The organism is Klebsiella sp. GG_Kp146, from assembly GCF_040061975.1.
Lineage (GTDB): Bacteria > Pseudomonadota > Gammaproteobacteria > Enterobacterales > Enterobacteriaceae > Klebsiella > Klebsiella quasipneumoniae.
Genome location: NZ_JBEAHA010000013.1, coordinates 195,241 through 208,406, shown reverse-complemented (window position 1 = coordinate 208,406; position 13,166 = coordinate 195,241). Strand labels below are relative to the sequence as shown.

The 13,166-nt window shown below is 59.0% G+C and carries 11 protein-coding genes and 1 riboswitch; of the genes, 6 read left to right on the top strand and 5 right to left on the bottom strand.

Annotated features, from left to right (window positions below; translation table 11 throughout):
- The gene (locus ABLU95_RS15470) at window positions 1-897 is read right to left on the bottom strand and encodes a LysR family transcriptional regulator (RefSeq protein ID WP_004204315.1); all 897 of its coding nucleotides are present in this window, start codon (window positions 895-897) and stop codon (window positions 1-3) included.
- Window positions 898-1,128: 231 nt separating this feature from the next.
- Between ABLU95_RS15470 and ABLU95_RS15465 the strand changes: the two genes are divergently transcribed.
- Window positions 1,129-2,439 carry an MFS transporter gene (locus tag ABLU95_RS15465; RefSeq protein ID WP_087848873.1) on the top strand — a complete coding sequence of 437 codons (1,311 nt, stop codon included), beginning with the start codon at window positions 1,129-1,131 and terminating at the stop codon, window positions 2,437-2,439.
- Between the two features lie 44 nt (window positions 2,440-2,483).
- On the opposite strand, the gene ABLU95_RS15460 is transcribed toward ABLU95_RS15465, so the two are convergent.
- Complete coding sequence (locus ABLU95_RS15460; RefSeq protein ID WP_023291966.1) at window positions 2,484-3,668, bottom strand: sugar efflux transporter; 1,185 nt, start codon at window positions 3,666-3,668, stop codon at window positions 2,484-2,486.
- Between the two features lie 277 nt (window positions 3,669-3,945).
- A complete protein-coding gene (gene sgrT / locus ABLU95_RS15455) occupies window positions 3,946-4,098 on the bottom strand; it encodes a glucose uptake inhibitor SgrT (RefSeq protein WP_004204309.1) in 153 nt (50 codons plus the stop codon).
- Window positions 4,099-4,185: 87 nt separating this feature from the next.
- On the opposite strand from sgrT, the gene sgrR reads away from it, so the two are divergent.
- The 4 genes from sgrR (at window position 4,186) to thiQ (ending at window position 9,382) form a co-directional block, all read left to right on the top strand.
- On the top strand, window positions 4,186-5,841 hold the full coding sequence (sgrR, locus tag ABLU95_RS15450; protein WP_044521013.1) for an HTH-type transcriptional regulator SgrR: 1,656 nt from the start codon (window positions 4,186-4,188) through the stop codon (window positions 5,839-5,841).
- Between the two features lie 37 nt (window positions 5,842-5,878).
- Window positions 5,879-6,098, top strand: a riboswitch (TPP riboswitch).
- Between the two features lie 32 nt (window positions 6,099-6,130).
- On the top strand, window positions 6,131-7,114 hold the full coding sequence (gene thiB, locus ABLU95_RS15445) for a thiamine ABC transporter substrate binding subunit (protein WP_023291964.1): 984 nt from the start codon (window positions 6,131-6,133) through the stop codon (window positions 7,112-7,114).
- Window positions 7,090-8,700, top strand: coding sequence for a thiamine/thiamine pyrophosphate ABC transporter permease ThiP (thiP, locus tag ABLU95_RS15440; RefSeq protein WP_072422266.1), 1,611 nt, complete (start codon window positions 7,090-7,092; stop codon window positions 8,698-8,700). The genes thiB and thiP overlap by 25 nt, the downstream gene beginning before the upstream one ends.
- The gene (thiQ, locus tag ABLU95_RS15435; protein WP_348879908.1) at window positions 8,684-9,382 is read left to right on the top strand and encodes a thiamine ABC transporter ATP-binding protein ThiQ; all 699 of its coding nucleotides are present in this window, start codon (window positions 8,684-8,686) and stop codon (window positions 9,380-9,382) included. Before thiP ends, thiQ begins: the two co-directional genes overlap by 17 nt.
- On the opposite strand, the gene ABLU95_RS15430 is transcribed toward thiQ, so the two are convergent.
- Window positions 9,372-10,139, bottom strand: a complete 768-nt coding sequence (locus ABLU95_RS15430; RefSeq protein WP_348879906.1) for a DedA family protein — start codon at window positions 10,137-10,139, stop codon at window positions 9,372-9,374. The two genes, thiQ and ABLU95_RS15430, sit on opposite strands and share 11 nt — an antisense overlap.
- 128 nt (window positions 10,140-10,267) lie before the next feature.
- Window positions 10,268-11,113 carry an arabinose operon transcriptional regulator AraC gene (gene araC / locus ABLU95_RS15425; protein WP_004204301.1) on the bottom strand — a complete coding sequence of 282 codons (846 nt, stop codon included), beginning with the start codon at window positions 11,111-11,113 and terminating at the stop codon, window positions 10,268-10,270.
- A 336-nt stretch (window positions 11,114-11,449) separates the two neighbouring features.
- Here araC and araB point away from each other — a divergent pair, with 336 nt between their 5' ends.
- Entirely contained in the window at window positions 11,450-13,159 is a 1,710-nt protein-coding gene (gene araB, locus ABLU95_RS15420) for a ribulokinase (protein ID WP_101862333.1), read from the top strand.
- The last annotated feature ends 7 nt before the right edge of the window (window positions 13,160-13,166 follow it).

The following is a 13,166-nucleotide window of genomic DNA, read 5'->3' as shown; positions in this document are numbered from 1 at the left end:
CTAACAGATCTTCTGGCTGTCGTGGATGACCACATTTTTAAACGACTGCAGCGCAGGGGAAAGTCCGCGGTCTTTCATGGTCGCCAGATAGATATAGCGCGGAGGGAGGGTGTTTTTAATCTTCAGGATATGGACGTTGTAATGGGAGAGCGCCGAGATCCGCGGCATGATCGCGATCCCGTAGTCAATGCTGACCAGCCCGGCCATCGCGGTATCCTCTTCCACGTAGCAGGCAATCTCCGGCACCAGCTTTTGCTGCATAAATACATTATCGATAAACGGACGTAAGCCGCTATTTTCTGAAAAATAGATATAGGGATAATGAATCGTCTCCACGAGGTCGACTTCATGTTCATACAGCCGGGCCAGCGGATGATCCCTGGCGGTCACCACCACCAGCTCCTGCTGAATAACCGGAATAAAATCGATATCGGGTTCATCGGCAATATAAGAGCAGATCGCCAGATCGACTTTTCCCGCTTTCAGCTCCTGCAACAGCGTCAGCGAGGTCCCTTGAGTAAAAGAAAAAGTCACGTTGTGAAATTCAGGTGAAAGAGAATATTTATTAATTAACTGCGGAACAACATATTCGCCCATCGTGTAAATAAAGGCGATACGAATGTTTTCTTTATTTTCAGCGCCGTTTTTTTGCAAAACTGTGCGGCCATTTTCCAGTGAGGCCAGCGCATCTTCGACATACGGCAGAAACCGCTTGCCGTTTTGCGTAATTTTAACGTTCCGCCCCTGTCTGGCGAACAGCGCGACCCCTAACTCCTTCTCCAGCTCTGATATCGCATGGCTTAGCGAAGGCTGGGTGATGCACAGACTGGAGGCCGCTTCGGTATAATGTTCAGTTTCAGACAGACGTTTAAAATAATAAAGTTGCTTTAGGTTCATTATTTTTGCCCGTATAATATAAGAATAAATCCACTGATGCTAATATACCATGCAAGCCACCAATAATGCGCACGCGCGGGAAAATATTGGCGGTGCATCAAATATTATTTTCTGAAGCGGATGAATGTGCCACAAAGCGTTGCCATTCATAGATACTACCTATAGCTCCCGGAGATATTTTTGCATATACAAATATATGCAAAAATATTTTAAACTTTAAAGGAACTCGCTATGAGTATGTCAAACTCTCAGGAAGTCCTCACTTCCTCATCGGGGACGAAAAAAAGAAGCCGCGTTCGGATAGTTATTTTACTGCTGTTGTCCGTCGGAACGATGATCAATTATCTCGACCGCACCATCCTCGGTATCGTTGCCCCACAGTTAACCCAGGAAATTCATATCGATCCGGCGATGATGGGCATCATTTTCTCCGCCTTTGCCTGGACCTATGCCCTGGCGCAGATCCCCGGCGGCATGTTTTTAGACCGCTTCGGCAACAAACTGACCTATGCCCTGTCAATTTTCTTCTGGTCGCTGTTTACCCTGCTGCAAAGTTTCACCCTCGGGCTTAAATCTCTGCTGCTTCTGCGCCTGGGACTCGGCGTCAGCGAAGCGCCCTGCTTCCCGGCCAACAGCCGCATCGTCAGCACCTGGTTCCCGCAGCATGAGCGCGCGCGGGCGACGGCAACATATACGGTTGGTGAATATATAGGACTGGCGGCCTTCTCGCCGCTGTTATTTTTAATCCTCGAACATCATGGCTGGAGAACGCTTTTTTTCCTCACCGGCGGATTAGGTATTTTATTTACTTTGGTGTGGTGGCGTTTTTATCACGAACCCCATGAATCGCGCACGGCTAATCAAGCGGAGCTGGATTATATCGGCGCAAACGGCATTGACAATAAAATCCAGAACGTTCCATTTAACTGGCGTGACGCCAGGCGCCTGCTGGGCTGTCGCCAGATCCTCGGCGCCAGTCTGGGTCAGTTTGCCGGCAACACCACGCTGGTGTTTTTCCTGACGTGGTTTCCCAGCTATCTGGCCAACGAGCGCCATCTTCCCTGGCTGCACGTTGGCTTCTTCGCCACCTGGCCGTTCCTCGCCGCCGCCATCGGCATCCTCTTCGGCGGCTGGATCTCGGACCGACTGCTGAAGCAAACCGGCTCCGTCAACATCAGTCGGAAGTTACCAATAATTTCCGGATTATTACTCTCCAGCTGTATTATTGCGGCGAACTGGGTGAGCGCCAACAGCACCGTTATTATTATCATGTCGGTGGCGTTTTTTGGCCAGGGAATGGTTGGCCTGGGCTGGACGTTAATTTCTGATATTGCCCCGGAAAATATGGCAGGCCTGACCGGCGGTATATTTAATTTCTGCGCTAATATGGCGTCGATTATAGCCCCACTGATAATTGGCGTGATTATCTCCGCTACGGGTAACTTCTTTTACGCACTGATCTACGTCGGCCTGACGGCGCTGATCGGCGTGATTGCCTACATCTTTATCATCGGCGACATCAAGCGAATCGAACTGAAGTAAACCCGGCGGCCCCGGCGAATTGCGCGCCGGGGCGAAGAGGACGGTCAGATATCCTTTACCTTGCTGGTTAAAAACAGCGTCACCAGCGAAATCGCGGCGATCGTCCAGTAGACGCTGGCGTGGCCATAGCTTTGCGACAGCGCCCCCTGCATCACGCCGGCCAGGATCACGCCAGTGGAAATACTGTTGGTAAACAGGGTGGTCGCCGCCCCCGCGCGCCCCGGCATTAAATCCTGGAACCACAGCATGCCGATCCCGGCGATAATGCCGATAAAGATGGCGTTGAACAGCTGCAGGGCCAGCAGCGCCGTACGGCCATGAAACAGGATCAGCCCCAGATAAAACAGCACACCGGCCGCCACCGCCGCCACCATCATTTTACGTTTACCAAAGCGCTTCACGTAGTAGCCGGCGAGGATCATCGCCGGAATCTCCAGCCCGGCGGCGGTGCCCATCAGGATCCCGGCCAGGCTGTCGGGAAGCCCGAGATCGCTGCTGATCCACAGCGGCATATCAATGATATACATGGTGTTGCAGGTCCACATCAGGGTGGAGGCGATAAACAGCATGCGTACGTTCTTGTCCTGCCAGCCGCCGGCCTGCGCCAGCGCCTCCGCCTCTTCCGAGGGCTGCTCCACGCGCGGAACCGAGGGCAGTTTGACGGCAATCAGCGCCAGGCTGATCACAAAGATGCCCGCCGCAATGGAGAACATGGTGGTAAAGCCATAGTTGAGCGCCAGCATAAAGGCCAGCGGCGGGCCAATCACCCACGCCAGGGACAGCTGGGCACGCATGACCGAGCTGAACATCACCACTTCCCGCGCCGAGCTGTCGGCATATTCCCGCGCCAGGGCAAAGAGCTGCGGCATGGCGGCGTTAGCGATGGATGCCAGCATCACCCCGCAGGTGATCAGCGTCAGATAGTGGCGGTTGAAGGCAAACAGCAGCGCATTGCCTACCGCCATCAGGCAGCAGAACATAATTAACCGCCGTCGGTCGCCGCGGCTATCGGAGCGTTTGGCCAGCGCCAGACTCACCAGGATCCCGGCTATCGCATTCACGGTGTAGAACAGGCCCACCCAGAACGGCTGCGCCCCCACTTCGCGGCTGAGAAACAAACTCAACGTCGGCGCCTGCAATGCGCCCGCCACGCCCATCATAAAAGCAACCAGCATAAAGGCGGCATAGACGCCGTTTAGCCGTCGTCCCATCGTCATCAACCACAGCATGAAATGTCCTTAACACACGCGAAGTAAACGAAAAAAGCCAGCAGAGGCTTTCTGCTGGCGGGTGATTCTATACTCTTTGGAATTCACGTTGCAGGACAAACGGTTAACCGTTTTTGCGCTGGCTCCGAAAGGGTGAGTCCCGTAGGGGCGATTCACGCGGCCAGAACATAGGGCTCTGGGAGCATCGACAGCGATAAACCCGGGCGAGCGCGCGCACCTGCAGCTTGAAAAACGACGAGTATAACACCAATACTCAGTCACACATGATGTCTGCAAGTCAATGATCAGAGGTCTTTGACGTCACTCCCCACTGCATCAGTTCTCCCAGAATTTCCTGCTGTCGTCCTGCCATCAGGCGGGCCAGCCAGGACGCTTCCTGCGTCGCAGAAAAGTAGCGCTGGTAGAACGATTTTGCGGTAGACCTCATCATATTCACCTCCTCGCTTCATCGGGATTCATTATTGGCTTAATATGGGGAGTAATAAATTGCTGAGTTTTGCGCAGGAGTTCCCCTTTTATGTCTTCCGGCCGTCTGCAACAACAGTTCATCCGTCTATGGCAGTGCTGCGACGGCAAGTCGCAGGAGACCACCCTCAACGAGCTGGCGGAAATGCTGAGCTGCTCGCGCCGCCACATGCGCACTTTGCTCAATATGATGGAGTCCCGCGGCTGGCTGACCTGGGAGGCGGAGGCTGGCCGCGGAAAACGCTCGCGGCTGACCTTTCTCTATACCGGCCTCGCCCTGCAGCAGCAGCGTGCCGAAGATCTGCTTGAGCAGGATCGCATCGATCAGCTGGTGCAGCTGGTCGGCGATAAAGCCGCCGTCCGTCAGATGCTGGTCTCGCATCTCGGGCGCAGCTTCCGCCAGGGGCGGCACATCCTGCGCGTGCTCTACTACCGGCCAATGAAGAATTTACTGCCCGGCAGCGCGCTGCGACGTTCGGAAACCCATATCGCCCGGCAAATATTCAGCGCTCTGACGCGGGTAAATGAGGAAAATGGGGAACTGGAAGCCGATATTGCCCACCACTGGCAGCAGTTGACGCCCACCCACTGGCGCTTTTTCCTCCGGCCAGGCATCCATTTTCACCATGGCCGTGAGCTGGAGATGACCGATGTGATCGCTTCTCTGCAGCGCAGCAATGCCCTGCCGCTCTATTCGCATATCGAACGCATTGAATCGCCCACCGCCTGGACCCTGGATATTCATCTGCGCCAGCCCGACCGCTGGCTGCCCTGGCTGCTGGGCCAGGTGCCGGCGATGGTGCTGCCGCAGGAGTGGCGGACCATGAACCACTTTTCTTCGATGCCGGTCGGCACCGGCCCGTATGCCGTGGTGCGCAACAATCAGAACCAGCTCAAGATCCACGCCTTTGAGGACTATTTTGGCTACCGGGCGCTGATCGATGAGGTGAACGTCTGGGTGCTACCGGAAATTAGCGAAGAGCCCAACGGCGGCCTGACGCTGCAGGGCAATACCGAAAGCGAAAAGGCGGTGGAAAGTCGTCTGGAAGAGGGGTGCTACTACCTGCTGTTCGACTCACGAAGCCCGCTGGGCGCCAACGAGGCGGTGCGCCGCTGGTTAAGCTATCTGTTCCAGCCCGCGAACCTGCTCTACCACGCGGGCGAGCTTTACCAGGGCAACTGGTTTCCCGCTTACGGCCTGCTGCCGCGCTGGCATCACGCCAGCAACCACGCCTGCGACAAGCCGGCGGGCCTGGAGACGGTTACCCTCACCTACTACCGCGATCACGTCGAACATCGGGTGATCGGCGGGATCATGCGCGACCTGCTGGCGGCGCACCAGGTGAAGCTGGAGATCCAGGAGCTGGAGTACGATGCCTGGCATCGCGGCGAGGTGGTCAGCGATATCTGGCTCAACAGCGTTAACTTCACCTTGCCGATCGAATTCTCGCTATTCGCCTATCTGTACGAAGTCCCGCTGATTCAGCGCTGCATCCCCATCGACTGGCAGGAAGACGCCAGCCGCTGGCGCGCGGGAGAGTTTAATCCGGCTACCTGGAGTCAGCGTCTGCTGGCCAGCCAGCATATCGTGCCGCTGATCCATCACTGGCTGATGATTCAGGGCCAGCGCAGTATGCGCGGCGTGCGGATGAACACCCTCGGCTGGTTCGATTTTAAATCCGCATGGTTTGCGCCGCCGGAGCCGTAAGCGCTTTCCGTCATCTGACAAAATCATTACACTAAGGCCGTTCTCAACGGGGTGCTAATAAACATACGCAATATCATTCAAGTTGCATCAAGGCAGCAAGCGGGTGAATCCCCTGGAGCATAGATAGCTATGTGACTGGGGTGAACGCGCGAAGCTAACGCAGATGCGGCTTGAAGGATGAAGCGTATGGGCTGAGAAAATACCCGTCGAACCTGATCCGGATAACGCCGGCGAAGGGATTTGAGGCTCACTCAAAATCCTTTGCCACCCCTTTTTTCTGAGGTGCAAAGTGTTGAAAAAATTACTCCCGCTGCTGGCGCTGGTCGCCATGCCCGCTCTGGCTAAGCCTGTCCTCACCGTCTATACCTATGACTCCTTCTCTGCCGACTGGGGCCCCGGCCCGGCGGTCAAAAAAGCGTTTGAAGCGGACTGCGGCTGCGAGCTGAAGTTCGTCGCGCTGGAAGATGGCGTTTCGCTGCTGAATCGTCTGCGCATGGAAGGCAAGAACAGCAAGGCTGACGTCGTGCTGGGCCTGGATAACAACCTGCTGGAAGCCGCGGCGCAGAGTCAGCTGTTCGCTAAAAGCCACGTTCCCGCCAGCGCGGTCAGCGTGCCGGGCGGCTGGGATAACGACACCTTTGTCCCCTACGATTACGGCTATTTCGCCTTCGTCTATGACAAAAACAAACTGGCCAATCCGCCGAAAAGCCTGAAAGAGTTGGTCGAGAGCCCGCAGAAGTGGCGCGTCATCTATGAAGATCCGCGCACCAGCACCCCGGGGCTGGGGCTGCTGCTATGGATGCAAAAAGTCTATGGCGATAAAGCGCCCGAGGCCTGGCAGAAGCTGGCGGCGAAGACCGTTACCGTCACCAAGGGCTGGAGCGAAGCCTACGGTCTGTTCCTGAAAGGCGAAAGCGACCTGGTGTTGAGCTACACCACCTCGCCGGCCTACCACATTATTGAAGAGAAAAAAGACCACTATGCGGCGGCGAACTTCGCCGAAGGCCACTATCTGCAGGTCGAAGTTGCCGCCCGCACCGCCGCCAGCAAGCAGCCGGAACTGGCGGAGAAATTCCTCAAATTCATGGTATCTCCTGGCTTCCAGAACGCCATCCCTACCGGCAACTGGATGTATCCGGTGACCCAGGTCGCGCTGCCGGCCGGTTTTGCAACCCTGGTGAAGCCGCAGACCACGCTGACGTTTACCCCGCAGCAGGTCGCCAGCGAGCGTCAGACCTGGATTAGCGCATGGCAACGCGCCGTCAGCCGCTAAACCTTAGCGGGCTGCTGCCGGGCCTGTTCGCCGCCACGCTGCTCTGCGCCGTCGCGCTGGCGGCGTTTCTGGCGCTGTGGTTCAGCGCGCCCGGCGCGGGCTGGCAGACGGTTTTCAGCGATAGCTACCTCTGGCACGTGGTGCGCTTCTCCTTCTGGCAGGCGTCGCTCTCAGCGCTGCTTTCGGTGGGCCCGGCCGTCTTTCTCGCCCGCGCGCTTTATCGGCGTCGCTTCCCCGGCCGCACCCTGCTGCTGCGCCTGTGCGCGATGACCCTGATCCTGCCGGTGCTGGTGGCGGTGTTCGGCATCCTCAGCGTCTATGGCCGCCAGGGCTGGCTGGCCTCGCTGTTTCACGCTTTCGGCTGGCAGTGGGATTTCTCGCCTTATGGCCTGCAGGGCATCCTGCTGGCGCACGTCTTTTTCAATATGCCGATGGCCACCCGCCTGCTGCTGCAGGCGCTGGAGAACATTCCCGGCGAGCAGCGGCAAATTGCCGCCCAGCTTGGCATGCGCGGCTATGCCTTCTTCCGCCTCGTCGAATGGCCATGGATGCGCCGGCACATTCCCGCCGTCGCCGCGCTGATTTTTATGCTCTGCTTCGCCAGCTTCGCCACCGTGCTGTCGCTGGGCGGCGGCCCGAAGGCCACCACCATTGAGCTGGCTATCTACCAGGCGCTGAGCTTTGACTACGATCCGGCGCGAGCGGCGATGCTGGCGTTGATCCAGATGCTCTGCTGCCTCGGGCTGGTGCTGCTCAGCCAGCGTCTCAGTAAAGCAGTGGCTATCGGCGTCAGCCATGTCCGCGGCTGGCGCGACCCTGACGATCGCCTGCATAGCCGGCTGAGCGATGGGTTGCTGATCGGCGCCGCCCTGCTGCTTCTGCTGCCGCCGTTGCTGGCGGTCATCGTCGACGGGATCAACCGCAACATGCTGGACGTGCTGGCGCAGCCCGCCCTCTGGCAGGCATTGACGACTTCTCTGCGCATCGCCATTGCCGCCGGGCTGTTGAGCGTGACCCTGACGATGATGCTGCTATGGAGCAGTCGCGAGCTGCGCGCCCGTCAGCGGCCGCTGGCCGGGCAGGCGATGGAGCTGAGCGGCATGCTGATCCTTGCCATGCCGGGCATCGTGCTGGCTACCGGCTTCTTCCTGCTGCTCAATAACAGCATCGGCCTGCCGGAGTCCGCCGACGGCATCGTCATCTTTACCAATGCCCTGATGGCGATCCCCTACGCGCTTAAAGTGCTGGAAAACCCGATGCGCGACATTGCCGTCCGCTACAGCATGCTCTGCCAGTCGCTGGGGATCGAAGGCCTGGCGCGGCTGCGGGTCATCGAACTTCGCGCGCTCCGGCGCCCGCTGGCCCAGGCGTTAGCCTTCGCCTGCGTGCTGTCGATTGGCGACTTCGGCGTGGTGGCGCTGTTCGGCAACGAGGCGTTCCGCACCCTGCCTTTCTATCTGTACCAGCAGATAGGCGCCTACCGCAGCCAGGACGGCGCCGTCACCGCCCTGCTTCTGCTGCTGCTCTGTTTCTTATTATTTACGCTGATTGAAAAACTTCCGGGGCGTGATGCTAAAACTCAATGATGTAACCTGGCTGTACCAGCATCTGCCGATGCGCTTTACTCTCGACGTCGCGCGCGGCGAGCGCATCGCGCTGCTCGGCCCCAGCGGCGCCGGAAAGAGCACCCTGCTGAATCTGATCGCCGGTTTTCTGCCGCCCGCCAGCGGCAGCCTGCAGATTAACGGCGAGACGCATCACGCGACGCCGCCGGCGCAGCGTCCGGTTTCGATGCTGTTCCAGGAGAATAACCTGTTTAACCATCTGACCATTCGGCAGAATATCAGTCTCGGGATCCACCCTGGCCTGAAACTGAGCCGCGAACAGCAGCAGAAAGTCACGGCGATTGCCGCCCAGATGGGAATTGATGACCTGCTTGAACGCCTGCCGGGAGAGCTCTCCGGCGGTCAACGGCAGCGCGCGGCGCTGGCCCGCTGTCTGGTGCGCCAGCAGCCAGTGCTGCTGCTGGATGAACCCTTCTCAGCGCTCGACCCGGCGCTGCGCCAGGAGATGCTGGCGCTGGTGGCTGATGTCTGCGAGCAGCAGCAGCTCACCCTGCTGATGGTCTCGCACAGCGTGGAAGATGCCGCGCGCATTGCGCCGCGCTCGATTGTGGTCGCCGAAGGGCGCATTGTCTGGGATGGCGCTACCGCCGAGCTGTTAAGCGGCCACAGCAGCGCCTCGCATCTGATGGGGATCAGCGCGTAATAACCTTGTGCAGGATCGCCAGATAGACCGGCATCAGCGGATGGCGGAAGACAAACGTTAACGCCGTTGCCGCCAGCGCGACCATAAGCGGCGTCAGCCACAGCAGACGCCCGCGCGGCAGCCAGCGGGTCAGCCGATCGCCAGACGTTTTCGCGCTCCGCCACAGCCGCCAGCACAGCCACCCTGCCAGCCAGGCGAGCAGCGCCGCCCCCAGCAGCAGCCATTTAAAGCTGGCGCTGTTTTCATCGGCCGGAATATCAATCGCCGCCCCGGCGAGAATGCCAGGCAGGAAATAGAGCGGCGGCCAGAGCAGGCAGCCGATAATATTTGGTAGCACGAATTTGGCCACCGGCAGGTCGAGCATCCCGGCGACCATCGGCACCAGCGGACGCGTCGGCCCGACAAAGCGGCCAATCAGGATGGTGATCATGCTGTGCTGGTGCAGCGCATGCTCGGTTTTCTCCAGCAGGGCGCGGTTTTTCTTCATGAACGACCAGCGGTGCAGCGGCTTTTTAAAGCGCCATCCGAGCCAGAATGAGATCCAGTCGCCCAGCAGACAGCCCACGATCCCCGCCAGCCACGCCTGCCAGAAGTTAACCTCACCGCCGCCAATCAGCGCCCCAAGGCCGGCCATCATCACCGTTCCGGGTAAGATAAGCCCCACCAGCGCCAGCGACTCGAGAAAGGCCACCAGCATCACGGCTAACAGCGAGTAGACCGTGGATTGGGTAATAAAGTGTTCGAGCAATGCTTGCATAATGTACCCGGTTAAAAAACGAAGCCCGGATTCTCCGAAGCCATCGCGCCGTCGTCAAGCCACCAATTGTCTTAATAGTTTACTGGCTGTGACATTTAAGCGGGTCATCATTTCACTTTCTTTACTTTTTATTCACATCCCGCGCGGAATTCGCTCGGGCTGGCGCCGGTGCATTTTTTGAACACGCGGGAAAAATAGAGCTGATCTTCAAAGCCGACGTTGCGCCCGACGGTGGCGATCGGCATCCGCGTGGTGCTCAGCAACAGTTTGGCCTGGCTGATACGCTGGTCCTCCCGCCAGCCGAGGACGCTGATCCCCAGCTGCTGGCGGAACAGGTGCGACAGGCGCGAGGGCGACAGGCAGACGTGCTGGGCGACGCTGGCGATATCAAAATGGCTGTCCGCCAGATGGTCGCTGATGTACTGGCAGGCGTCGCGCACCCGGTTATCCAGCGGCGGATGCAGCGATTCGTTGATCGCCTCCATCCGCCGCAGCAGGAGCTGTTCCAGCAGATTAATCGCCAGCAGTTCGGAATAGCGCCCCGCCCCCTGTCCGGCATCGACGATCTGGCCGAACAGCTCGCCAAAGCGCGCCTGCCACTGCTCGTCCGGACGGAAAAAGCCGGTCTGGGCGAAGATCGTCGGCCAGTTGAGCCACTCGTGCCAGTAGGCGCGCGGGCGGAAGTAGACCCACTGGTGATACCACTCGCTGGCGTCGGGATGGCGGCCGTAATGATGGATCTCCCCCGGCGGGAACAGCAGCATATCGCCCGGCCGGCAGACAAACTGCTCGCCGTGGTTGTTGATTACGCCCTCGCCGCGGATCGTCAGGTTGAGGATATAGCCTTTCATACCCAGCGGGCGGTCGATAAAGAAATCCAGGTATCCCTGCGCCTCAATCGGCGTCAGGCCGGTGACCAGATGAGCGTTAAAAGAGTAGCCCGGCAGCAGCGGATCGTTTTGCGTTTCGGCCATACGCGTGGTTCTCCCGAAGGTATTAGTGACACCAATTGTCCATATTCATCATTTTATCGCTCTCGGCCCTGTCACGACTGCGACGGCGGTGGAAATTTCGCTAAAAAGCCGCACAGCAAGCGAAAAAAGCGCCAGCAGCGTGCATTCCACCGGGATATGCCGGGTAACAAAAGTGTCTATAAATACGGCAGGAAAGTCCACATCGAATATTTGCACGGCGTCACACTTTGCGAAGTGACAGCAAAATAATCCATAAGATTAGCGAATCCGGCCTGACGGTTTTTGCCGGGGATATCTACTGTTGCTGCATGAATGATTTCTGCATGGAGTAACAAGATGGCAATTGCGATTGGCCTCGACTTTGGTAGTGACTCAGTCCGCGCCCTGGCGGTGGAATGCGCGTCCGGCGCAGAACTGGCGGCAAGCGTGGAGTGGTATCCGCGCTGGCGGGAAGGACAGTATTGCGATGGCGCGAACAACCGCTTCCGCCACCACCCGCGAGATTACATCGAGTCCATGGAAGCGGCGCTGAAAAGCGTACTTGCCTCCCTGAGCGCCGAACAGCGCGCCGACGTCGTGGGCATTGGCGTCGACAGCACCGGCTCAACCCCGGCTCCCGTTGATGCCGAGGGCAACGTGCTGGCGCTGCGCGAAGAATTCGCTGACAACCCTAACGCCATGTTTGTCCTGTGGAAGGATCATACCGCGGTCGAGGAAGCCGAGGCGATCACCCGCCTGTGCCACCAGCCGGGCAAAGAGGATTACTCGCGCTATATCGGCGGGATCTACTCCAGCGAATGGTTCTGGGCCAAAATCCTCCATGTCACCCGGGAAGATAGCGCCGTCGCCCAGGCAGCCGCCTCGTGGGTGGAGCTTTGCGACTGGGTGCCCGCCCTGCTCTCCGGCACTACGCGTCCGCAGGATCTGCGCCGCGGCCGCTGCAGCGCCGGGCATAAATCGCTGTGGCATGAGAGCTGGGGCGGTCTGCCGCCGGCCAGCTTCTTCGATGAGCTTGATCCCATCATTAACCAGCATCTGGCCTGGCCGCTGTTCACCGATACCTGGACGGCCGATGTGCCGGTCGGCACGCTAAGCGCAGAGTGGGCCCAGCGCCTGGGTCTGTCGCAGACCGTGGCCATCTCCGGCGGCGCCTTCGACTGCCATATGGGCGCCGTTGGCGCCGGCGCCCAGCCTAACGCGCTGGTGAAAGTCATCGGCACCTCCACCTGCGACATTCTGATTGCCGATAAAGAGAGCGTCGGCGACCGCACGGTCAAAGGCATCTGCGGCCAGGTCGACGGCAGCGTGGTCCCGCACTTTATCGGTATGGAGGCAGGCCAGTCCGCCTTCGGCGATATTTACGCCTGGTTTGGGCGCATCCTCGGCTGGCCGTTGGAACAGCTGGCCCAGCAGCATCCGGAATTGCGCGAACAAATCAAAGCCAGCCAAAAACAGTTACTGCCGGCGCTCACCGAAGCCTGGGCCAGTAACCCATCGCTCGATCATCTGCCGGTAGTGCTTGACTGGTTCAACGGCCGCCGCACGCCGAATGCCAACCAGCGCCTGAAAGGGGTGATCACCGACCTTAACCTGGCCACCGACGCGCCGGCGCTATTCGGCGGACTGATCGCCGCCACCGCCTTCGGCGCCCGCGCCATTATGGAGTGCTTCACCGAGCAGGGGATCCCGGTTAACAACGTCATGGCGCTCGGCGGTATCGCACGGAAAAACCAGGTCATCATGCAGGCCTGCTGCGACGTGCTGAACCGCCCGCTGCAGATTGTCGCCTCCGATCAGTGCTGTGCGCTGGGGGCGGCTATCTTCGCCGCCGTCGCCGCCGGCGTCTATGACGATATTCCCGCCGCCCAGCAGCGGATGGCAAGCCAGGTGGAAACCACCCTGCAGCCACGCCCGGCGCAGGCGCAACGTTTCGAACAACTCTATCAGCGCTACCAGCAGTGGTCGGTCAGCGCCGAACAACACTATCTCCCTTCGGCTGCAAAGGCGGAAAAAGCCCCGCAATCTCAGGCAGCGCTCACCCATTAAGGATACG

Bases quoted from the DNA above. Each gene is read 5' to 3' on its own strand.
- ABLU95_RS15470 (WP_004204315.1), bottom strand. From the start codon at position 897: ATGAACCTAAAGCAACTTTATTATTTTAAACGTCTGTCTGAAACTGAA.
- ABLU95_RS15460 (WP_023291966.1), bottom strand. From the start codon at position 3,668: ATGCTGTGGTTGATGACGATGGGACGACGGCTAAACGGCGTCTATGCC.
- sgrT (WP_004204309.1), bottom strand. From the start codon at position 4,098: ATGATGAGGTCTACCGCAAAATCGTTCTACCAGCGCTACTTTTCTGCG.
- araB (WP_101862333.1), top strand. From the start codon at position 11,450: ATGGCAATTGCGATTGGCCTCGACTTTGGTAGTGACTCAGTCCGCGCC.
- thiP (WP_072422266.1), top strand. From the start codon at position 7,090: ATGGCAACGCGCCGTCAGCCGCTAAACCTTAGCGGGCTGCTGCCGGGC.
- ABLU95_RS15430 (WP_348879906.1), bottom strand. From the start codon at position 10,139: ATGCAAGCATTGCTCGAACACTTTATTACCCAATCCACGGTCTACTCG.
- ABLU95_RS15465 (WP_087848873.1), top strand. From the start codon at position 1,129: ATGAGTATGTCAAACTCTCAGGAAGTCCTCACTTCCTCATCGGGGACG.
- sgrR (WP_044521013.1), top strand. From the start codon at position 4,186: ATGTCTTCCGGCCGTCTGCAACAACAGTTCATCCGTCTATGGCAGTGC.
- araC (WP_004204301.1), bottom strand. From the start codon at position 11,113: ATGGCCGAAACGCAAAACGATCCGCTGCTGCCGGGCTACTCTTTTAAC.
- thiQ (WP_348879908.1), top strand. From the start codon at position 8,684: ATGCTAAAACTCAATGATGTAACCTGGCTGTACCAGCATCTGCCGATG.